16 protein-coding genes and 1 tRNA gene are annotated in these 21007 nt (G+C 62.0%); 1 reads left to right on the top strand and 16 read right to left on the bottom strand.

The window, feature by feature from the left end; genetic code table 11:
- From FEZ60_RS01400 to FEZ60_RS01385, 4 genes are all read right to left on the bottom strand, one after another.
- A complete protein-coding gene (locus tag FEZ60_RS01400) occupies positions 1-1644 on the bottom strand; it encodes an ABC transporter substrate-binding protein (RefSeq protein WP_172935368.1) in 1644 nt (547 codons plus the stop codon).
- Positions 1645-2047: 403 nt separating this feature from the next.
- Entirely contained in the window at positions 2048-3820 is a 1773-nt protein-coding gene (locus FEZ60_RS01395) for an ABC transporter ATP-binding protein (protein WP_172935367.1), read from the bottom strand.
- Positions 3817-5685, bottom strand: coding sequence for an ABC transporter ATP-binding protein (locus FEZ60_RS01390; protein WP_172935366.1), 1869 nt, complete (start codon positions 5683-5685; stop codon positions 3817-3819). Before FEZ60_RS01390 ends, FEZ60_RS01395 begins: the two co-directional genes overlap by 4 nt.
- Before the next feature lie 11 nt (positions 5686-5696).
- Positions 5697-6068, bottom strand: coding sequence for a rhodanese-like domain-containing protein (locus tag FEZ60_RS01385; protein WP_095886105.1), 372 nt, complete (start codon positions 6066-6068; stop codon positions 5697-5699).
- A 234-nt stretch (positions 6069-6302) separates the two neighbouring features.
- Between FEZ60_RS01385 and FEZ60_RS01380 the strand changes: the two genes are divergently transcribed.
- Positions 6303-6376, top strand: a tRNA-Cys gene (locus FEZ60_RS01380).
- Positions 6377-6469: 93 nt separating this feature from the next.
- Here FEZ60_RS01380 and FEZ60_RS01375 read toward each other — a convergent pair.
- The 12 genes from FEZ60_RS01375 to FEZ60_RS01320 are packed head-to-tail and all read right to left on the bottom strand — an operon-like array spanning position 6470 to position 20967.
- Positions 6470-7831 (bottom strand): NtaA/DmoA family FMN-dependent monooxygenase, encoded by a 1362-nt coding sequence (locus FEZ60_RS01375; RefSeq protein WP_172935365.1) that lies wholly within the window; start codon positions 7829-7831, stop codon positions 6470-6472.
- Positions 7832-7852: 21 nt separating this feature from the next.
- Entirely contained in the window at positions 7853-8926 is a 1074-nt protein-coding gene (locus tag FEZ60_RS01370) for an LLM class flavin-dependent oxidoreductase (protein WP_172935364.1), read from the bottom strand.
- 1 nt (position 8927) lies between these two features.
- Positions 8928-9959 carry an aldo/keto reductase gene (locus FEZ60_RS01365; protein ID WP_033234740.1) on the bottom strand — a complete coding sequence of 344 codons (1032 nt, stop codon included), beginning with the start codon at positions 9957-9959 and terminating at the stop codon, positions 8928-8930.
- A 43-nt stretch (positions 9960-10002) separates the two neighbouring features.
- A complete protein-coding gene (locus FEZ60_RS01360) occupies positions 10003-11034 on the bottom strand; it encodes an aldo/keto reductase (RefSeq protein WP_172935363.1) in 1032 nt (343 codons plus the stop codon).
- A 41-nt stretch (positions 11035-11075) separates the two neighbouring features.
- Positions 11076-12314: an acyl-CoA dehydrogenase family protein gene (locus FEZ60_RS01355; protein WP_116104037.1), complete on the bottom strand. Its 1239-nt coding sequence runs from the start codon at positions 12312-12314 to the stop codon at positions 11076-11078.
- Entirely contained in the window at positions 12311-13231 is a 921-nt protein-coding gene (locus FEZ60_RS01350) for an LLM class flavin-dependent oxidoreductase (protein ID WP_172935362.1), read from the bottom strand. Before FEZ60_RS01350 ends, FEZ60_RS01355 begins: the two co-directional genes overlap by 4 nt.
- Positions 13232-13241: 10 nt before the next feature.
- Complete coding sequence (locus FEZ60_RS01345; protein ID WP_172935361.1) at positions 13242-14486, bottom strand: LLM class flavin-dependent oxidoreductase; 1245 nt, start codon at positions 14484-14486, stop codon at positions 13242-13244.
- A complete protein-coding gene (locus FEZ60_RS01340) occupies positions 14483-15733 on the bottom strand; it encodes an acyl-CoA dehydrogenase family protein (protein WP_172935360.1) in 1251 nt (416 codons plus the stop codon). The genes FEZ60_RS01345 and FEZ60_RS01340 overlap by 4 nt, the downstream gene beginning before the upstream one ends.
- Positions 15730-17346, bottom strand: coding sequence for an ABC transporter ATP-binding protein (locus FEZ60_RS01335; protein ID WP_172935359.1), 1617 nt, complete (start codon positions 17344-17346; stop codon positions 15730-15732). Before FEZ60_RS01335 ends, FEZ60_RS01340 begins: the two co-directional genes overlap by 4 nt.
- Positions 17343-18257, bottom strand: a complete 915-nt coding sequence (locus FEZ60_RS01330; RefSeq protein ID WP_095886097.1) for an ABC transporter permease — start codon at positions 18255-18257, stop codon at positions 17343-17345. Before FEZ60_RS01330 ends, FEZ60_RS01335 begins: the two co-directional genes overlap by 4 nt.
- A complete protein-coding gene (locus FEZ60_RS01325; RefSeq protein WP_095887814.1) occupies positions 18254-19318 on the bottom strand; it encodes an ABC transporter permease in 1065 nt (354 codons plus the stop codon). Before FEZ60_RS01325 ends, FEZ60_RS01330 begins: the two co-directional genes overlap by 4 nt.
- Positions 19319-19332: 14 nt before the next feature.
- On the bottom strand, positions 19333-20967 hold the full coding sequence (locus FEZ60_RS01320) for an ABC transporter substrate-binding protein (protein ID WP_095886096.1): 1635 nt from the start codon (positions 20965-20967) through the stop codon (positions 19333-19335).
- Positions 20968-21007: the final 40 nt, after the last annotated feature.

The raw sequence follows: 21007 nt of genomic DNA, 5'->3' as shown, positions 1-21007 counted from the left end.
TCAGCTCTTCTCGATCCACGTGTCGTAGAAGACATTCCGCGACTGCGCTTCGTACTTGATCCCGTGCACCTTCGGATCTGCCGCCGTGACCTGAGCCGGGTTGTACACCGGCGAGGTCAAAGCTGCGGTGTCGAGGATGAACTCCTGCGCATCTGCCGCCGCCTGCGCGCGCGCCGTCGGATCGAGCGTGGCGCTCACTCCGAGCAGAACCTCGACTGCCTGCTGATACAGCGGATTGTCCTTCGCGAGTTTGCCGGCGTTGGAGAACAGCGGAGAGTACGTCTGTTCGAGGACTGCGACATCGGCGCGACTCGTGTTGGCGACCTGAATGTTGTAGACGCCGGACTTCTTCGATTCCGCGCTGAAGTCGGGGATCGGGAGAACCGCCAGATCGAGCTCGATACCGATCTTGGCCAGGTCCTGCTGAATCAGCTCGTACGCGGGCTTGTTGACCACCAGATTGTCGATGCCGAGAAGCTCGAGAGTGAGCCGCTTTCCGTCACGCTCACGGATACCGTCGGCACCCGACTTCCAGCCAGCCGCATCGAGGATCTTCGCCGCCTCGTCCTGGTTCTCGGTCAGATCGGCACTGAAGTCCTTCCATCCGGGAACCCGCGAGGAGATCGCCGAGGTCGACACCGCGTAGCTGTCCGTGAGCACGGTCTTCTTCAGGGCGTCACGACTCCAGCCCAGATTGACTGCCTTGCGCACAGCGATGTCGTCGGTCGGAAAGACGTCGGTCTTGAAGTCGAAGGCGATGTCGCGTCCGGGAATCAGTTGGGAGACAATCTGATACCCCTGCGCCTTCAGCGGCGCCTCGTCCGTCGAATTGACATCGAGGATCGCGTCGACCTCACCCGACTTCAGCGCACCCGTCCGAACGCTTGCCTCGGGAATCACCGCAATCTCCACCGTGTCGAGGTAGGCCTCGCCGCTGTGCGCTCGACTTGCCGGCGCCCAGTCGTACCCTGCCCTCTTGGTGAGCACCGTCTTCTCCTGGTAGATCTGCTCGGTCACGGTGTACGGACCGGTGGTGACGATGTTCTGCGGGAGCGCGCGGTCCGCTTTGCTCAGCTGGAGCGTCGAGTGTCCGACTATTCCGGAGAAATAGTGCGAAAGTGCATGCAGGAAACCGGCATTCGGCCGATTGAAGGTGGCCTTCACCGTCAGTGGATCGATCACTTCGCTGCTGACGAACCCGACCCAGTACGCGGTCACCGCGGGAACGCCGAGTGCCTCGTTGCCGAGCCCGAGAATATCGAAGTTCTCCTTCACCACCGCAGCGTCCAGTTTGCTTCCGTCGTTGAACGTGACATCGTCACGCAGGTGGAACGTGAACGCGGTCAGATCGTCGTTGTACTCCCACGACGTCGCGAGCCACGGTTCGATCTCTCCTGTCTCGGGGTTCTGGTAGGTCAGTTTGTCGCTGGTGTTGCTGGTGATCAACGACTCCGGATAGCTACTCCCGGAATGTGGATCGAGGTTGGCCGGGGCATCGAGAACCGCGAATCGCAGTGTTCCACCGGAGACCGGATCACCTCCCTGCGCCGAAGCGACCTTCGCCTGCGCAGAGCATCCGGTGGCCGCGATACCGACTGCAAGAAGAAGTGCGCCGACAGCGCGCCAATGGCGGATAGATTTCACGAAAGTGCTCCTATTGTGCGGTTTTTCAAATACACCGATGCGCGAAACGGCAGACGACACCCAAGGGGACTGACTGCCGTGGGCATCATGTGAGTGGACGAAGTGCGCCCGGAGTCGGGGCGCAACGAGGTGAATCTCGATCAGGAGTGGGTCAACAACTGAGACAACACAGCAGCGGACGTGCGTGGACCACGCCGTCGCTGCTGCTGTGGCGACCGAGATCGCCGTCGTTGTTGTTGGACACGTCTAACTCCTGATAACCGAGCCGATCATGTGCGATGCCGAACGCATGCACTGCTGTCACGTCCACTATCGAAGTAATTCCGCGTCACAACAACCCATCGGGGCTACGCAATCATTTAAGAAGTACTTCACCGACGACGGCCGGGGCCGGGATAGCGGGTCAGAGACTGTTCATGGTCTTCCATGCCTGATGGAGGGCAGCGTACCGCCCACCTGCTGCAGTCAATTCGGCGTGCGATCCTCGTTCCACCAATAGACCGTCGTGGAAGAGCAGAATGCTGTCTGCGGTCTCCGCGGTGATCATGCGGTGAGCAATCGTGACCGTCGTGCGTCCCTTGGTCAGCTGGGCCAGTGCGCGCTGCACGGTGACATCGATGGCGGGATCCACCCCGCTGGTTGCTTCGTCGAGTACCAGCAGATCGGGATCCACCACAGCAGTCCGCGCCAGGGCCACGAGTTGTCTCTCGCCTGCGGACAACGCATCGCCTCGCGTTCCCACGAGCGTATCGAGCCCGGAACCGAGACCCTGCACCCATTCGGAGAGGCCCAGATCGCACAACACGTCCATGACGTCGGTACGGGTGGCGCCGGGACTCCCCATTGCGATGTTCTCGAACACCGAGCGGTCGAACAGGAACCCTTCCTGCGGGACGATGGCGACACGACGGGCGAACGAACTGTCGGTGATCCTGCGGATGTCGACTCCGCCGAGCTCGATCGATCCGCTGGTCGACAGGAGTTGACGGGTCAACAGTTTCGCGAAAGTCGTTTTTCCCGAGCCGGTTTCGCCGACCACAGCCACGTGCTCATGTGGCTCGATGTCGAGGTCCAGGCTGCGGATCGCGCGCCTGCTCGGGTTGTACGAGAAATCGACCGCGCGCATCCGGACGCCGACGCCGCCGACGGGGAGCGGCGTACCCGCACCCGCTCCCACGGTGACCGAAGGCTCGGAAAGCAAGTGGAACACTCTGCGCAATCCTGCTACCGCACTCTGCGACTCCCCCAGAATCGACACGGAGAACTGCAGCGGGCGCACGAAGAACGTGATGAGGAACAGGAATGCGACCAACTGACCCGCAGTCAGATCCATCCACTCGATGTGACCGGTACCCACGGCGGCGCCGAAGAGCACGACCGCAGCTGTGATGGTTCCGCTGGCGGCTTCACCCAGAGACATGTTGACGCCCAACGGCAATTGGGTGTGCAACAGCGATTTCCTCGTCGTGTCGATCAGTCCGTCCACTCGCGCCTGGATACGTGCGTCGGCTCCGTGCGAACGAGTCACCTCGGCGCCGTTCACCATGTCGGACACACCGTCGTACAGATTCGCCACGGCTACTCGGACTTCGCCGAATCGGCGGGCGATCACTCGTTGGATCAATCGCATGGTCACCACCGCGATCACGGAGACACCGATCACCAACAGTGCCAACTGCCAGCTGTACACCAGCATGATCGACGATGCGACCAACATCTGTGCGCAGTTCGCAACCAGTGTGACACCGCCGGTCTGGACGAACTGCGACACCGTGTCGATGTCGCTGGTGACGCGGGCGACCAGCGATCCGCGGGCTGTGTCGTCGAATCTCGCGGGCGGCAACCTGAAGATGTGAGTGAATGCAGCTGTGCGCAGTGCCGCCAACGCGTTTTCGCTGGTGCGGATCAACCGGCGGTTGAGCAACCACGACGCCGTTCCCGCTGCCGCGACGCCGAGTGCACCCACCCCCACCGCGCCGAGGAGCACAGTCGAATTGTCATTGTCGGCATTGCCGTGCAGCAGTGCGTGATCGAGGGCGTACTGCACCGTCAGCGGAACCACGATTCGTCCGCTGGCAGCGACAAACGCCAGTAGAACGGTCAACCACATTCCGCGGAGGAGACCGGGGTACAGCACTCGAGTCGCTCGGACTTTCGACGCCAGGGACTCACTCATGAGCGGCCGCCGGCCGCGTCCAACTCGTCGATGTCCATTCCGTCGGCGTAGGCGTCGACTATCTGCCGGTAGCCGTCGTACTGCGCGAGAAGGTCTGTGTGAGTGCCGGAAGCGGTGATCACACCGCCGTTCATCCACAAGACGCGGTCGGCCAGAGTAACCGTGCTCTTGCGCGCCGCTGTCATCACGACGGTACATCGACGGTCGCCGCCGCGTTCGCTCACGAATTCGCGACGGATGTTGTCGAGCACGTCGCGCTCGACTGTGGGATCGAGTGCGCTGGTCGCGTCGTCGAGGATCAGCAAGGACGGCGAGCCGGCCAGACCGCGGGCCAGCGCGATCCGTTGACGTTGGCCACCGCTGAGTGAGGCACCTCGTTTCCCGACCGCGGCGTCCAGCCCACCGGGAATGCCTCGGACGAACTCTGCGGCCTCGGCCACGTCGAGAGCCCGCCAAACCTGGAGATCGTCGATATCGCGACCCAACGTGACATTCCCTCGAATCGTGTCGTCGAACAAGAAGGACGTCTGGCTCACCACTGCTACCCGGGTTTCGATTTCTCCGTCCGCGAGGCTTCTCACGTCGATACCGTCGTAGCGCACAATGCCCGTATCAGGATCGGCAAGCCTGGCCAGGATGCGAACGAGCGTCGTTTTCCCGGATCCGGTGGCGCCGACGACGGCAACGACATCACCGGCGTCGAAACGCAACTCCACCGGGCCGATGGCTTCACCAAGTGCCCCGTCGTACGTGAAACGCACCGCCTCTACGTGCACCCCCAAAGCCTTCTCACCGGCCAGCGTTTCGGTTCCGAACTGCGTGTAGTCGACGGAATCGAGTACCGAAGCAGTGCGTTTGTTGCCCACCACGGCCAGCGGCAGGATGCTGAGGAACCGGCCGATCATGCCCAGCGGCAAGGCCATCGTCAGGAACAGATAGATGGTCTCGACCAGCGTGCCGACAGTCAGCTCGCCCGCGGACACTCGGCCAGAACCGATGAGCAGCACCACCAATACCGTTGCCGTCGGGGCAAGTTCGACGAAGGGATCGAAGGCCGCACTGACAAAGGACATCCGAGTATTCGCAACGCGGGTGTTCTCGGCGGCGCGCACGAATCGTGCCGACTCACTGTCCACGATCCCCAGGGTGCGGATAACCTGCTCGCCCTCGATGGCCTCGTGCGCGACGCTACTGACCGCGGCTCTGGCTCGTTGCGCGTCACGAGCACGCGGTGACATCACCCGCTGGTACACGAAATTAGCCAGAAGCACGACGAACACCAGCATCAGCGCGACCACCGCGAGGTACCGGTCCGAGCGCGCTATGTTCGCCAGCGCCACCAGGAGCATGAACACACTGCCCATCGCAAAAGCGAAGAATTGCATGGGCGCCCACTGAACTTCGACGTCGGAGACCACGTTGGAAAGCAACTGCCCGGTGGAGTGCCGCCGATGCCAGGGAACGCCGAGCTTGGCATACTGCCGTATCAACGCACGCCTGGTCGACGCTTGGTTGCCGAACTGCACGTACGCGGCCGCAACCGCTCGAGTGACGATGGTGATCACTCGAAGAAGTGACACTCCGGCGATGGCGCCCAAAGCGATCCACCACGACCGCGCCGGAACCTCGGCATCCGTGAAGGCCGGGATGATCAGATGATCGGTGGCCCAGCCGATGGCGACAGCACTGAAAACCATCGTGGAACCGTTGATCAGTCCGGCGATGATCGACAGTGGAGTCGCTATCCGATACCCCAGGCTCCCCCTGGCCATGACCCGCACGCCGGCACGCAGCACGGTACCGGTTTCCATCGAATCGAGATCGTCGCCAGGCAACGAAATGGCCGAACCTCCACGCATCGACATCGAGAAACGAATTACGACTGCGGCGAAACAGGTTCGGCAACGGTCAGACCCGCCGCCTTCCACGCCGGGAAACCGCCGTCGACGTGGACCACGTTCGCGAACCCGCGCTGAAGAAGCCCCTCGGCAACCGGCGCGGAACCGGCAATCGAGCCACACACCACGACGATCGGTTGATCGAGCGAGTTCACCTCCGAGTGCTTGGCGGGCGAGTCGAGTCCGAACTCGGCATCGAGGTCATTGCGGTCGACGACCACGGCTCCTGGAATTGCGCCATTCTCGTTGCGGCCCTTCGCGCTGCGCACATCGATGAGCAACGCCCCTCCGGCCACTGCTGCTGCTGCGATTACCGGAGTGACCAACGCTGGTTCGTTCTGCGGCGACATAGTGGTCCTTCATGGTTCGCGGGTACGGAAAATAGATGCACAGTTAGATGCACGTGCACGCAATTGAGTCTGCACAGCGGTTGCCCGAAGAACAAGCAAGCTGATCTACGAAGATTGTTTAGATTTGCTTCAACTCGTTGCGGCTCAAAGATACTCGACACTTCAGTCCGATCAACTCTTCGTGATCACAACTCTGGCGAATGCTGTTTTCTACAAACATAATTGATTACCAGCGCGGGTGTGGCCGAGAGGCGAGGCAGCGGTCTGCAAAACCGTCCACGTGGGTTCGAATCCTGCCATCCGCTCCATCACCGATGGGCACCGACCTCGAAGTCGGTGCCCATCGGGTTGAGATTTGCCGCGATAACAACAGATCACGCGCTCGTTGCGATGTCCGCCGTCTACACCGGGACTGCAACCAACTCGGTTCCGGACCGATGCGATTGCGGGCGTCGACGGTCCCCGAAGGACAGGCCAAATCTCTCTCGCAGAGTTGGTGCTGTGTACTCACGCTGGAACAGACCGCGTGATTGCAGGATCGGTACAACCAGGTTTGCGAAGTTCTCGAGGTCGACGGCAGTATCCGCAGGCATGATGGTGAAACCATCCGCTGTTCCGGCCTCGAACCACTCCTGCAGATCGTCGGCAACCTGCTCAGCCGAACCCACCACAAGGCGATGCCCCGAACCGCCTGCGCCACGCGTCACCAGTTCACGCGGCGTGAGCGGACCCTCGTGAATCAAGGCGCGCGTCGACACACTGAACCCGGTCGAGAACGCACCTGTCGGAATCGTTCCCGGCAGGTCGGCTTCGGAAATCACGTCGTCGGGACCGAACGAGCCTTCGGGTAAGCCCAGATTCGCAAGCAGAACTGCAGTCAATCGTTCGATCGGCAATGTCGCATACAGTTCCTTTTCTCGAGCTCGGGCCTGCTCCTCGGTCGCCGCAACCAGCACAACAACTCCGAGTGAGATTTTCACGTCATCGGGCCCGCGACCGGCAGCGACGGCCCGACGCCGGATGTCATCTCGAAAGGCAACCGCTTTCGACTGCGTCTGTGCCACCGTGAATACGACGTCGGCAAAATCTCCGGCCAGTTTCAACCCGCCTTCCGACCCGCCTGCCTGCACCAATACCGGACGACCCTGTGGCCCCGGCGGGACAGGAAGCGGGCCGGCCACCGAAAAGAACTCCCCGACATGGTCGCTGGAGCGGATTTGGGAGACGTCCGCGTATTGACCTGACTTCTTGTCCGCGACAAGCCAATCCGGGCCCCAGCTGTCCCACAGACCAGTCACCACCTCGAGAAACTCCCACGCCCTCCGATAACGAGATTCTTTGTCCGGGTGCTCGGACAGGCCGAAGTTCGCAGCTGCCGCCGGTGTCCCGGTGGTCACGATGTTGACGGCGGCACGCCCCTTGGTGACATGGTCGAGTGCTTGAAATCGACGTGCCAAGTTGTACGGCGAGTTATAGGTCGTCGAACTGGTAATTACGACACCAAGGTTCTCGGTGATCGCCGCCAGATGGCCGAGTAGCACCAGCGGATCGATTCCGGTTCCAGGTGCCTCCTCGATCTCGCCGCGCAACGCCGGCCCATCGCCGAGGAAGACGGCGTCGATCTTGGCCGCTTCTGCGATCTGAGCGAGCCGCACAAAATGATCGATATCGAGATAGGCCAGTGGATCAGCGTGCGGTAACCGCCACGCGTGCCGGAAATGACCCGGCGTCATGAGGGACAAGTTCAGGTGCAATCCAGTCATCGCAGAAGTCTCACAATCGGGTTATGAAGGGACGGACGCAGCGGCCGATCGCCAGCCCAGCAAAGGGGCCAGCTCCCGGGCGCTGGTTTCGAGCAATCGGAGATGTTCATCCCGGTCTGGCACCCCGGGAACAAAGCTCACCAGCAAATCGGTGATGTCACGCAGTGCCGGGTCGGCGGCAAGTTCAGCTGCCAGTGTCTCGCTGGGTCCGATCAGTGCGTTGTCAGCCGCCAGATAGTCCTCGACGCTCTGGCTGCGGGTCTGTTTTCCCGACGTGCTCCAACTCTGCCAACGCTGCACACCCGGGGTCACCAATCGTGTTGCCGCTTCCCGATCCGGATGTGGATACACCGCGCGCGACGCCTGTACCCGTGGTGAGCGCACGGGGTCATTCCAGGCGCCGCGGTAGCTGTCGATCCACGCTGCCTGTCGTTCCTGTGCCTCTCGCGCGCTCCCACCACGGAACGTTGTGGCCCTGGACAACTGCAAGCCGTCGCCGGCGAGAGCTGCTGCTCTCGCCGCATCGTGAGCGTGCGTGGGTTCACTCGTCGTGGCCTGCCACAATCGATCCCGTACGCCGTGACCAGGTGGGTACAGGACCTCCCCGGCACTGTTGAGAGACTTCCCCTCGAGTGCGCCGTGCAGTCGATCGATCGACTCGTCAACCAACCGCTGTTTGTCGGAGAGATCTCGCCCGAACGCTTCCCAGGCCCCCGGGAAAGGCCCTGAACCCAGACCGAGTTCCAACCGTCCATTACTGAGTACGTCAAGCGTCGCAGCGTCCTCGGCAACCTTCAGCGGATCCTCGAGGGGAAGCACCAATACCCCGGTGCCCAAACGAATTCTGCTGGTGTGCTGGGCGATCGCCGCAAGCGTGACCAGCGGAGCGGAGATATGTTCGTTGCCCTGACGGAAATGACGCTGGATCACCCACCCGGAGTCGTATCCCAATTCCTCAGCGGCAACGAACAATTCGATCGCCTCGCGGTAGGCCTGCGCTGGTGACAGATCCCGGTCCAGATGGAGGAGGAAATTGAGCCGGAACGGTCGTCCATCCTCGATGCCCGCACCGATCGGCGCTGCGACGGACGTCATCTCAGAGGTTCAGCCCGGTGCCGTGAACACCGTGCTCTTCGATGATGGCGAGTTCCTCGTCGGTCAACTCCGGGAAGCTCAGTGCCTGCAGATTGTGGTCGAGCTGCCACGTCGAGCTGGCCCCCACCAACGCCGACGTGACTGCTGGCTGCCGCAAGACCCACTGAAGCGCCAACTGCGCCAACGACTGTCCACGTGATTCCGCCAGTTTGTTGAGCTCGGATGCACGCTGCCGATAGGTGTCGGTGAGGACATCGGGACTGAGGAAGGTGCTGTTGACTGCTCGGGCATCGGCGGGGATCGTCTCGAGGTACTTGTTCGTGAGCAGACCCTGAGCCAGCGGCGAATACACGATCAGCCCGAAGCCGTCCTCTTGCGCCAGTTCGAGCAATCCGTTCTGCTCGATACGCCGATCGAAGATCGAATACCTCGGCTGGTGTATGAGCAACGGAACGCCGGCCTCGCGGAGCAACACTGCGGCTTCGTGCGCACGCTCTGGTAGATAGTTCGAGAGTCCGACATAGAGCGCTTTGCCCTGCTGCACAGCTGACACCAGGGCTCCGACAGTCTCTTCGATGGGAGTCGACAGGTCTGGGCTGTGGCTGTAGAAGATGTCGACGTAGTCAGTGCCGAAATCACGCAGACTGTGATCGAGCGAGGCCAGCAAGGACTTGCGGGATCCACCCTTCAGATACGGGCTGGGCCCGATCGCGTTGCCTGCCTTCGTCGAGAGGATGATCTCGTCGCGGTAGGACGCCAGATCCTTCGCCAGAACCCTTCCGAAGTTCTGTTGCGCGGCGCGGTGCGGCGGGCCGTACCGGTCCGCGTTGTCGAAATGGGTGATCCCCAGGTCGAAAGCGTGCAGGATGATCTCCCGCTGCGTTTCGAACGCGTAGTCGGTACCGAACTTCTGCCACAGCCCGAAAGAGAACGCGGGAAGGTCGAGCCCCGACGCACCGCTTCTGCGGTACGGAATCTTGGTGTAGCGCTCGGCATCAGCAGTGTAGGTGGTTTCGAAAGTGCCATAGCTCATGAGTGTGAATGTCTTTCGGTAGTTTTCAGTAGTTTTCAGTAGGTCAGCGGTGGTCGCGGCGAAGCTCGGCCGGTGTCAACGACGGAGTGTCTCGCCCGGTGTCTCGCTCGGAGAATTGTGTACCCGGGTCGACGATCTCATCGATGCGATCCAGGATCTGATCGCTCAGCTGCACCGCCGCGGCCTTCACATACGCTTCGAGATGTTCTTGCGTTCGGGGGCCGATGATGACACTGCTGATCGCCGGATGATTGAGGGCAAATCCGATCGACAGATCGACAAGTGTGAGTCCGTTGTCCTCCGCAAGCTGGGCAAGTGCATCAGCTGCCACCAGTTTGCGTTGGTTGCGCTCGGCACTCACGTCGAAGCGACCCGGGATCAGTTCGGCACGAGCCGATTCCGGTTGCTGCGCGCCCAACCGATACTTGCCGGACAACCACCCGGCGGCAAGCGGGCCGTAGGAGAGGACGCCAACGCCGTACTTCCTCACCACTGGGAACACCTCACGCTCGACGCCACGCACCAGCAGCGAGTAAGGCAGCTGCTCGGCGTGAGGGGCGACAAGACCGTACTTCTCGGCAAGCCAATGGGCTTCGACCTGTAGATGTGCCGGAAACGCGGAGGTTCCGTAGTACCGGATCTTGCCCTGACGGATCAGGTCGTTGAGTGACTGCAACGTCTCGAGCAGGCTCGTATCCGGATCCGGGCGATGTGCCTGATAGAGATCGATGTAATCGGTACGCAGCCTGCGCAGGCTGTCCTCGACCGCCCGCGTGATCCAGCGGCGTGAATTGCCCGCGTGACGAGGGTCGGTCCCGATCTGGCCGTGGAACTTCGTCGCGAGGAACACGTCGTCGCGCCGACCTGTGAGCGCTTTCCCGACAATCTCTTCGGAAACACCCTGGGCGTACACGTCCGCGGTGTCGATAGCCGAGACACCGAGATCCAGAGCGGACGAAATGATCCGAAGGCTCTCCCCATCCTCTTGCCAGCGGCCGAAGTTCATCGTCCCGAGCGTCAGTGGAGTGATCCGGACACCGGTTCGGCCGAGTACACGGTCAACCTCGATGGTCATTGATTTCCTTTCACATGAATGGTGCTGTGCACAAATCTGTTTCAGAACAACCCCGTGAGAGGGGGCTCTTCCCCGGTGAGGTGATAGGCGCCGGCGACTGCCGCTTTCCACTGACGCGGATTGTGGTTCGCAGCCGTACGGGCATTACGCCAGTGACGGTCGAAACCCCACTCGCGGTTCGTAATCGAACCGCCACCGACATCGAAGAGCAATTCCGAAGCGCGAAGCGCAGACTCGATCGCGATGACGCCTGATTCTGCGACGACAACGGCGGCATTCGCGCCGGCCCGCCGCGCATCCTCGCCCGCCAATCCCCGCAAGTTCTGGAGCTCTTCGGCAGCCGACAACACCACCGCGCGTGCTGCCCGTACCCGCGCACCGAGTTCTCCGACGGTCGCCCGCACGTACGGATCATCGACGCTCTGTGTCGCCGAGCTGTGCTTGATGGGACGAGCCTGCTCCCGCACGAACCACACCGCATCATCGAGCGCGCGCGCCGCAATGCCCGCCTGTACCGCCGCGAGATAGAGCTGCGCGAAGGAGCCCTGCCACGGATTGTCCGGACGCGAGTCCTCCGCGACGACAACCTCGTCATCCGAGACCCACACATCGTTGAACCAGGTGGAACCGCTCTGTGTCAGCCGCTGGCCGATAGCGTCGAAGTCGTCACGTCGGTCTACGCCCGCGCGATCAACGGGCACCGTGAATCGGATGATGGTGCCGTCCTCGGTGACTGCTTGTGACGAGAAGTACGTCGCGTACAACGCGCCCGTCGAATAGAACTTTCGTCCGTTGACGACATAACCATCACCGTGACGCCGGGCTGTGGTGGATACGCTTCCACTCGCCCCGCCGTTGCGCTCGTTGCCGGTACCCACGAACAACGCGCGTTGACGCAAACGCTCCAGATTGATCTCCCGAAGCGGAACGTCCTCACGACTGGCAACCTGGTTCGCAGCCAAAAATGTCGGCCGAAGCGCCTGCGCGACATTGGAATCCGCACGGGCAATGTCGATGACCAGCTCCACGACATCTCTGACGGTTCCTCCGCCGCCACCTTCGGCAGTGGCGATGCCGGTAAGGGCAATTCCGAGATCGGCAAGTTCACGGACATCATCGAACGCATAGTCACGTGTCTCTTCGCGAGCCCGAGCAGTGGCACCGAGGCGGGTCAACACCGGAGCGGCAGCTGCTCGGATCCCGGCGACAGTCAAAGATTCCTCCCGACGCTCCACGCCGTGCTCCGGTACGGGTGCCGGAGACACATGTACGGCGGTCATGCAAACACCTCTGCGCTCTCACGCAGCGCGAGTGTCGAACGCAGCGTGCGCCCTATCGGTCCCGCAAGTTGAGGCACCACGTCCCTGACAAGGTCCACAATCGCAGCTTCGTCACGTCCACTTGTCGCGAGGACAAATCCGTCGACACCGTTGTCAGGCGCCCACTGCTTGAGTTCTACCGCACTGACGGCACCGGTCAACCGGGCCAGCAGCGCAACATCGGATCGCCGGCGTCCAACGGAATGAAGTGCGCCCGACAGGGCAGCGTCGGCCCCGTCGATGTTGTTGCGCTCCACGATGACCACGTCCGCAACCGCTGCGATCCGCGACCATCCCAGAGCGTCGGGATCGGCAGCCACGACCACGGGGCGACCTTGCACCGACGCCGGTCCGTCCAACGGTCCGGCCACGCGATAGAACCGACCTTCGTGATTGATCGGTGCGATCAACGTGTCGTCGACAAAGGTGGCACGTTCCTGGTCTCCGAGCAGTGCCGCGCGCGGGAACGACTCCCACAGCCGCGAGACGATCTCCGCGTACTCGACCCACCGTTCGGATGTATCCGATGCCTGGGGGTCTGGGGTTGTCGCATCGCTGACCTCGTCGCCCTCCCCCGGCGCGAGGACAACACCCACGCGGCCGTCTGTCGCACGATCCAGCGACAGCACGCGCCGAGCCAGGTTGTACGGCGCATTGTGCGTTGTCCGCGCATCGATCAGGTACCCGAGGTGTCCGTACCGACCAGCGAGGTAGCTGCCGACAATCGAAGGATCGATCGTGCGCAGGCTCTCGACCTCGTCGACAAGTCTGATGCCACTTGCGTTCACGCTCTGGGCAACTCGTGCGATTGCATCTGCGGCGGAGACTGATACTTGTCCCGCCGACTCACCCACCGCCAACTCCACGAACACGGTCATTTGTTTCTCCTCATTCCGCGCTCACGAGCGGGTACTCGTCTGTGGTGGTGTATGGGACGCCAGGCACACCGAGCCCGAGGTGATCACGCAGAGTGGTCCCCTCGTAATCGGTGCGGAACAGGCCTCGCCGGCGCAACTCCGGCACGAGATGGTCGGCAAAATCGTCGAACCCCGAAGGCAATACATCCGGCATCACGTTGAATCCGTCGGCCGCGCCATGGCGGAACCACCGCTCGATGTCGTCGGCGATCTGTTCCGGAGTGCCGACGACTATGCGGTGACCGCCACCTCCGGACAGCTTCTTCAACAGTTGACGCAGGGTCGGATTCTCGCGCTCGATGATGCCGAGGACAACCCGGTAGAACGTCTGAGATCCGCCGGCGTGATCCGGATTTCTCAGTAGCTCAGGAGGAATCGGCGCATTGTCGTCGAGTCCGTCCAGGGAGAATCCGAGTTGTCCGGCAAGCCGATCGCGGGCGTACGCATCGGGCAGCAACTCGTCGAGGAGTTCGCGCCGCGCTCTAGCCTCCGCCTCCGTGCTGCCCAACACTGTCGACAGCCCGGGAAGAACGACCACCTCGTCCGGGGAACGACCGAACTTCCTTGCACCTTCGCGGATCTCGGTGCGAAATGCTCGCGCCTTGTCCAGGTCCTGTTCCGCGGAGAAGATCACTTCACCGATCTGCGAGGCCAACCGCTTTCCGTCACTGGAGCCTCCTGCCTGCACTATGACAGGCCGTCCTTGCGGTGATACGAGTTCAGTTCGCGCTCCCCACTTGGTGACCACCTGGTCGACCACACTCGCGGCTCGGCGATAGCGGAGACCGTGCTCCGGCTCGCCGGTATGGCCGAAGTTGCGCGCTGCGACCGGCCCCGCCGTTGTCACTACGTTCCAACCGAATCGCCCACCGCTGACGTAATCGAGGTCTCCGAGTCGCCTGGCGATTTCCTCCGGATCGTTGTACGAACTCGACAGTGTCCCGATCAGTCCGATCTTCTCGGTCTGTGCGGCCACCCGCGCCAATACTGTTGTGGGCTCCAGGTTGTTGCCGGATCGGTGCCTGATACTCGGGTCCAGTAGAGGACCGTCGGCGAGGAAAACCGCGTCGAGCTTGGCCGCCTCGGCCTTTTTGGCGATTGCTGTGTAGTGCTCGATCGTGTAGCTCGCCAGCGCGTCGGTATCGGGGAACCGCCAGGAGCCTCCGAAGACACCGGCATTGAGGATGTTGACGTTCAGATGCAGTTGCCCGCTCACAGCTGAACCCTTTCGCTCTGGTCCGCAGCGTTGGCTGCCGACGGCCGATCGGCGTAATAGCCTGATACCGGCGCATTTCCGTTGACGTAGTAGTCGCCGATCACCCGCGGCTTGTAGATGACCGGATTGTGTGACGCGAGCGTGCGCGCGTTGCGCCAATGTCGATCCAGGTGCGCTCGCCTACGAGCTGTGGACGAACCGCCCGCGTTGAACGCATCACTGGAGGCTGCCAGAACAGCGTCGATGACTGCTACCTGCGCAGCAGAGGCCTGGATATAGGCGTCGGAATACACCGCCTCGTCACCGGTGGCATGCGCCTCGTCCAACCGACGCGCGGCGTGACCGAGCAGAGTTTCCGCCGTCAGCGCGCGGGAGTAGAGAGTTCCGACAACACCGAGCACGTCCGGATCGGCGACTGCATCTTGCGTCAAGGCATGCCGACTGGTGCGGGTTCGGTTACGGACGATATCGATGGTCTCAGCCAGGACACTGCGCGCAATCCCGACCAGGTTCGCCAGATGCACGATCTGAACGAACGAGTCCAGCCCACGCAAAGATTCGGTATAGCGGCCGATGTCGCCGTTGGACTCCACCGGGACATCAGTGAAAATTGTTGTACCACTACCGGTCTGGCGTTGTCCGACACCGTCCCAGTCGTCGACATGCTCAACGCCCTGGTGCCGGGCGGGGAGCACCACGAACTCCCGGTGCCCGTCGCCGTCCACGACCGCCGCCCGAATGTAATCCGCGAAGCGGGAGCCTGTCGAATAGAACTTGGTACCGGAGACAACCCGCTCGCCCGCGTCACTGCGCCTGACCCGTGTGGTGATCGTGCCCCATCCGCCGCCCGAATCAAGGCCGGCAACACGGTCGGCCGGCTCCGACTGCGCATTGCCGAACACCGCACCACCGGCGACCGTAGTCAACCAATACCCCCTCACCTCGGAATCGGTTTCCAGCCGCAGAATCTCGGTGGTGGTGAAGTGCCCACGCCAGATCTGCGGCACGTTGGCGTCGGCTTGCCCGGCCTCCGCGAGCAGGGCGAACAAGGTCGGCAAATCGACGTCGAATCCGCCGTACTCGCGGGGGACTCGCAGCTTGCCGAATCCGGCGTCGGCAAGCTCCCGTACCAGTTCATACGGGTGTTCGCCGGACAGATCACGTTCTCCGGCACCTTTTGCCAGTTCACCGAAGATGGACCTGAACCGGATCAGAGCGGCATCGAGGGTGTCGGGTCGAGTAGTCATGGGGTTCCTCGGGTAGTGGTGAGTTCGCGTCCGGCGATCGCCTCGAGCAACCGGACGGTGTAGTCGTCCGTGGGATTCGAAAAGACCTGTTCCACGGATCCTTGCTCGACAATGCGTCCGCGCTGCATCACCGCAACTCGATCTGAGATTGCGGAAACAACAGATAAGTCGTGCGAGATGAAAACGTAAGTGAGCCCGCGCTCTTGTTGAAGGCGCTGTAGGAGTTCGAGAATCTGTGCGGCCACAGACACGTCCAGCGCCGAGATCGGCTCGTCGAGCACGACAACTTTCGGTTCGACCACCAGCGCACGGGCGATTGCCACACGTTGGCGTTGGCCACCGGACAGTTCACGTGGATGACGGCGCGCAAAGTCAGCTGGTAGTGCCGCGGCTTCCAACGCAGCCGCCACGCGGTCGACGTTTCCCCGGCGTCGTCCCCAGTGCGCCTTCTGGAAAGACCGCAGCGGTTCTTCGACTACGTCGAAGACCGTAAACCGGGGATCGAACGACGAGTACGGGTTTTGATACACGATTTGCAGGTCACGGCGCAGTGGCCGAAACTCCGAGCGGCTCAGTGCAGTGATGTCCGAACCAAGCACGGACGCGCGCCCGGACGTCGCAGTGGTCAATCCCGCGAGAATTCGGGCAGTGGTCGACTTTCCGCTACCGGATTCGCCGACGATCGAAAAAGTCTCGCCTTGCCGAACGTGGAACGAAATACCGTCCACGGCAGGGACTTCGCCGTAATCCTTGTGCAGGTCCGCGACCTCGATAACCGTCTTCCGTGCCGCGAGCACAGAGCCTCGATTCTCGCGCACCGACAACCGCGATGGCACGCTGTTCAACAAATGCCGGGTATAGGCATGCCGTGGATTCGCGAGAACCTCCGCTGTCGGTCCGACTTCCACCAGATGCCCGTTGCGCATGACTCCGATGAGATCGGAGCGGTCTGCGGCAACACCAAGATCATGGGTAACCAGAACCATGCTAGTCGACGATCGAGCCCGCAGGCTGTCGATGAGATCGAGGACCTGTTTCTGCACGGTCGCATCGAGTCCCGACGTGGGTTCGTCGGCGATGATCAGATCAGGTTCCGCGGCCACTGCGGCTGCAACCAGCACTCGTTGCCGCATTCCCCCCGACAACTCGTGCGGATACTGCCCGTATCGGCGTTCGACATCGTCGAAACCGACGAGCCCGAACAGTTCGTGAACACGCTCACGCCGCGCATCCGCGCCGAGGTCGGTATGAAGACGCACCACGTCTTCGACTTGATGCCCCACCCGGCGGACCGGATCGAGGGACACCGTCGGGTCCTGCGGAATCAGACTCACCGACCGGCCACGGATCTCGCGCCACCCCTTGGGGTTCAACGCGGTCAGCTCCTGACCACGGAAGACGATCGAACCCGAGATCACTTCGCCGTTCGTGGGGAGTAAGCCGAGGATCGCATGGCCGGTGGTGGTCTTACCCGACCCCGACTCCCCCACCAGCGCCAGAACCTGACCGGGGCCGACGTCGAAGCTGACATCGTGCACCACTGGCGCAAGCGTGCGATTCGTCCGATAGCCAACGGTGAGTCCTTTGACGGACAAGACTGGATCCAGGCTCATCGCGAACTCCTTGTCGTGAGGTGACGAGCGATGTTGTTGGTCGCCAGAACCACCGCGATGATGGTGAGTGCGGGATAGAGTGTGAGCCATCCTCGAGTGGCAATGAACTGCCGCCCATCCGAAACAAGCAGTCCCCATTCAGGATTCGGTGGCTGAGCACCGAGTCCGAGGAAGCTCAGTGAGGCAATCCAGATGATGGCGATCCCGAGTTGAACGGCGATCAGCGATACGGTCGGCGCCAACGAGTTCGGAACCACGTGGCGCCGCAGAACCGTGAACGTGGTTGCGCCGCTGGTGATCGCCGCCTCGACGTAGTTACTTGCCCGCACGGTGAGTACCTCGGACCGGATCAATCGCGCGAACGTCGCCGCCGAGGTCAGACCCACTGCAATCGCGGCGGGAATCAAGCCCGCCTGCCCCACTTTTGCCGTGTACACCACCACGATCGTGATAGCGAGCAAGAAACCGGGGACGGACAGCACAACGTCGATGAGTCGCATCACCACGGTGTCGACGAACCCACCGAACCAACCGGCAACTGCGCCGAGCACCGAACCGACGATCACCGCGACGGCGACCGCCATGCTGGCGCCCAGTAGCGACGCCCGTGCGCCGTAGACGACACGTGCGTACATGTCGCGACCGAGAAGGTCGGTACCAAACCAGTGTTCGCCGGACGGAGGTAACAACTTACGGCCGTTGTCGACGGCAATCGGATCAAAGCTGGTGAACGCCCCTGGCAGGAGCGCCCACAGCACCGCGAGTACAAAAATGGCGGTCGACAGCACCAAACCCCAGTTCCGGGCAGCCCATCGCACCGTTTCTCGAACGATCGACGCAGTTGCTTCTGGCTCTGCACCGCTCGTCGGCGGTGCATTCTGCACCGTTGTGTCCTCGATGATGACGGTCATGGCATCGACACCTCCGCCGGCAGCCGGCGCTGAACCGAAACGGGTACAGGGGCGACGCCAGTTGCCTTGACGCCGAATCCGGGAAGTACCAGCTTCGTTCGGGTTCTACGAGCGGTGACGCGTGAGTTTTGCCCGTCGACAAGAACCCGCGGGTCGATGTACGGGTACGCCAGGTCGACCGCGAGGTTGACTGCCACGTATGCCAAAGCCGCAACCAACACCACTCCCTGGAGAACCGGGAGATCCTGGGTACCGACCGCGTTCACGGTCAGCTGGCCGAGTCCTGGTCGAGCATAGACTGCCTCGGTCACCACAGATCCGGCGATCAGTTCGCCGCAGGCAAGTCCGAGAAGCGTCAGTACCGGCAATGCAGAGTTTCGCAGTACGCCCCGGCGAAAGGCATACCCTTCCCCAGCGCCCTTCGCATGCAGTACGTGAACAAATGGCAAGTCGCGGGTTGTGGTTATCGAGGTACTGAACACCTGTGCCAGCGGTGCAGCGATGAGAATAGCCAATGTCGCGGCCGGAGCCAGTAGTGCCAGGAACGAACCGTCGTCGGACGACGGAATCACATGCAACTTGAACGACAAGAATTGCAGTACAAGGATTCCCACCACAAAAGTGGGTACCGAACCGAACAGCGCCGGTACCGAACCAACCACACTTCGCACCGACGCCCACGGAGCATAGTTCGCGACCACGGCGATGACAGCTGCCAGGACGAGGCCGAAAACCAATGCCAGACCGGTAAGTTGGAGCGTGCTCGGTAGGACGTCACCGATGAGACCGGTCACCGGTGTGCCATTGGTGAGCGAATACCCCAAGTCTCCCCGCAGGATTCCACCCAGACCACTGACATACTGCTCCAGCAACGGCCGATCAAGTCCGTAGTACTCGACCAGCGCCCGCGCGGACTCCGGGGACAGTTGGGCCTCCGGGTTCTGGATGCGGTTGTTCACCGCGTCCCCAGGCAATGCGCTGAGGAGAAAGAAGGACAGAGTGTAGGCGGCCCACATCACCAAGAACGACTGCCCGATTCGCTTCAGGGTGTAATTGCACATTCCTCCGTTGCCTCTCACTGCGAAACCCATGTGTCGTAGAACCACGACCGGCCGGTGGATTCAGTGGCAAAACCGTGGACGCTGGAAGCGAGGCCGAAGACCTGGGTCTCGTCGTAGAGCGGTATCGAGTAGCCCTCGCCGAAGATGTGATCTTCGATCGCCTGGATCGCGGTCTTGCGCTCATTCGGATCGAATGCAGACGACTGCGCCGCCAAGAGTTGATCGAACTTTTCGTCCTTCTGGAAGTTCTTGGTCCCGTTCTGGCGGTCACTGCCATACGACGTGCGCAGGACACTGGGTTCCGCGGTGGACGTCTGACCTTGCGTGAAGTACCAGTCCGGCGCGGAAGCCAGCTGGGACTCGTATTCAGTCAACGACGGGCGCGTCAGCGTGACGTCGACGCCGGCCTTTCGCCACTGCGACTGAACAACTTCCAGAACCGACTGCGAGACCTGATAGTAGGGTGCCACCCGCAAGTGGAAGGCCAATCGCTTGCCGTCCTTCTCCCGGACCCCGTCTGCTCCCGGCTTCCAACCCGCTTCGTCGAGCAGGGACTTGGCCTTGTCGAGGTCGTAGGTGAGATAGCTGCTCGAATCACCACGAAGCGGCGTTCCCTGAACCAGTGCACTCGACGGAACCGGGTAGTTCGGGGACAGCACAGTCTGGTTGATCTCCGTGCGATCGGTGGCCGCCTGCAACGCAAGACGGACCCGCTTGTCCTGAGTTGGCGCTTCCGGATCCTTCAACTGAAGGGTCAGGTCGTTGGTCTCACCCTGCACCGAAATCGGTAGCAGGACTCCGCCGCCTGCCGTCACAGTTTCCTCGTCGTACGGCGCGATGTTGCGCGCGATCTGCGCCTCACCCGACTGCAATGCGCCGACTCGCGTTCCGGCTTCCGGAACTGTCTTGAAGACGATCTTCTCCAAGTAGGCTGGGCCGGAATGACCCGAACCTTCGGGCGCCCAGTTGTAATCGTCGCGTCGTGCGAGAGTGACGCCGCTGGTTCCGTTCACCGACTCGACCACAAAGGGGCCTGTTCCCACCCAGTTACGAATATCACTCTGACCGTTGAGATCTCGATCCAGCAGCGACTGCCCGAGGATCGAGCTGGCACGGTAGTTCGACAGGATCTGAATGAAGCCGACATTGGGCTTCGCCAGCTTGACGACAACCGTCCGATCGTCGACCACATCGGTGCCGGCGTAATCGGTCCAGAACGGATCCACGGTGATGCCCTTCTGCGCGTCGCCGATGCCGTGCTGATCGAAGTTCGCCTTGACCACTCCGGCATTCAGCGCAGTGCCGTCGCTGAATGTAACGCCGGACTTCAGCGTGAATGTGTACGACAGATGGTCATCGCTGACCTGGTACGACTCTGCCAACCATGGCCGGTATTCACCCGTTTCAGGGTCTTGCCAGATCAGCCGCTCAGCAAGATTGTTGGAAACCTGGCTGTTGGACCACAGCGAGTTCGTAGGTTTCCACGCCGCGTAATCGACAGGGTCGTAGAAGGTCAGCGTCCCGCCGTCCACCGGTGTTCCGGCGGTGCCGTCCGACGCCGACGCGCCACCACAGGCGGCAAGTGCTACGGCCAGTACTGTCACGGCCGCCGCAGACTTGACGGCACGTTGAAAACTTTTGGTGAACAAAGGAATTTGCCTTTCTTGAAGGGCTCCGAAGGGAGAGACG

Source organism: Rhodococcus sp. MS16, assembly GCF_013277795.1.
Classification (GTDB): domain Bacteria; phylum Actinomycetota; class Actinomycetes; order Mycobacteriales; family Mycobacteriaceae; genus Rhodococcus_F; species Rhodococcus_F globerula.
The sequence above is the reverse complement of the archived record's forward strand: the minus strand, read 5'-3'. Positions and strand labels throughout refer to the sequence as shown.

Bases quoted from the DNA above. Each gene is read 5' to 3' on its own strand.
- FEZ60_RS01395 (WP_172935367.1), bottom strand. From the start codon at position 3,820: ATGAGTGAGTCCCTGGCGTCGAAAGTCCGAGCGACTCGAGTGCTGTAC.
- FEZ60_RS01390 (WP_172935366.1), bottom strand. From the start codon at position 5,685: ATGTCGATGCGTGGAGGTTCGGCCATTTCGTTGCCTGGCGACGATCTC.
- FEZ60_RS01385 (WP_095886105.1), bottom strand. From the start codon at position 6,068: ATGTCGCCGCAGAACGAACCAGCGTTGGTCACTCCGGTAATCGCAGCA.
- FEZ60_RS01375 (WP_172935365.1), bottom strand. From the start codon at position 7,831: ATGACTGGATTGCACCTGAACTTGTCCCTCATGACGCCGGGTCATTTC.
- FEZ60_RS01370 (WP_172935364.1), bottom strand. From the start codon at position 8,926: ATGACGTCCGTCGCAGCGCCGATCGGTGCGGGCATCGAGGATGGACGA.
- FEZ60_RS01365 (WP_033234740.1), bottom strand. From the start codon at position 9,959: ATGAGCTATGGCACTTTCGAAACCACCTACACTGCTGATGCCGAGCGC.
- FEZ60_RS01360 (WP_172935363.1), bottom strand. From the start codon at position 11,034: ATGACCATCGAGGTTGACCGTGTACTCGGCCGAACCGGTGTCCGGATC.
- FEZ60_RS01355 (WP_116104037.1), bottom strand. From the start codon at position 12,314: ATGACCGCCGTACATGTGTCTCCGGCACCCGTACCGGAGCACGGCGTG.
- FEZ60_RS01350 (WP_172935362.1), bottom strand. From the start codon at position 13,231: ATGACCGTGTTCGTGGAGTTGGCGGTGGGTGAGTCGGCGGGACAAGTA.
- FEZ60_RS01340 (WP_172935360.1), bottom strand. From the start codon at position 15,733: ATGACTACTCGACCCGACACCCTCGATGCCGCTCTGATCCGGTTCAGG.
- FEZ60_RS01335 (WP_172935359.1), bottom strand. From the start codon at position 17,346: ATGAGCCTGGATCCAGTCTTGTCCGTCAAAGGACTCACCGTTGGCTAT.
- FEZ60_RS01330 (WP_095886097.1), bottom strand. From the start codon at position 18,257: ATGACCGTCATCATCGAGGACACAACGGTGCAGAATGCACCGCCGACG.
- FEZ60_RS01325 (WP_095887814.1), bottom strand. From the start codon at position 19,318: ATGTGCAATTACACCCTGAAGCGAATCGGGCAGTCGTTCTTGGTGATG.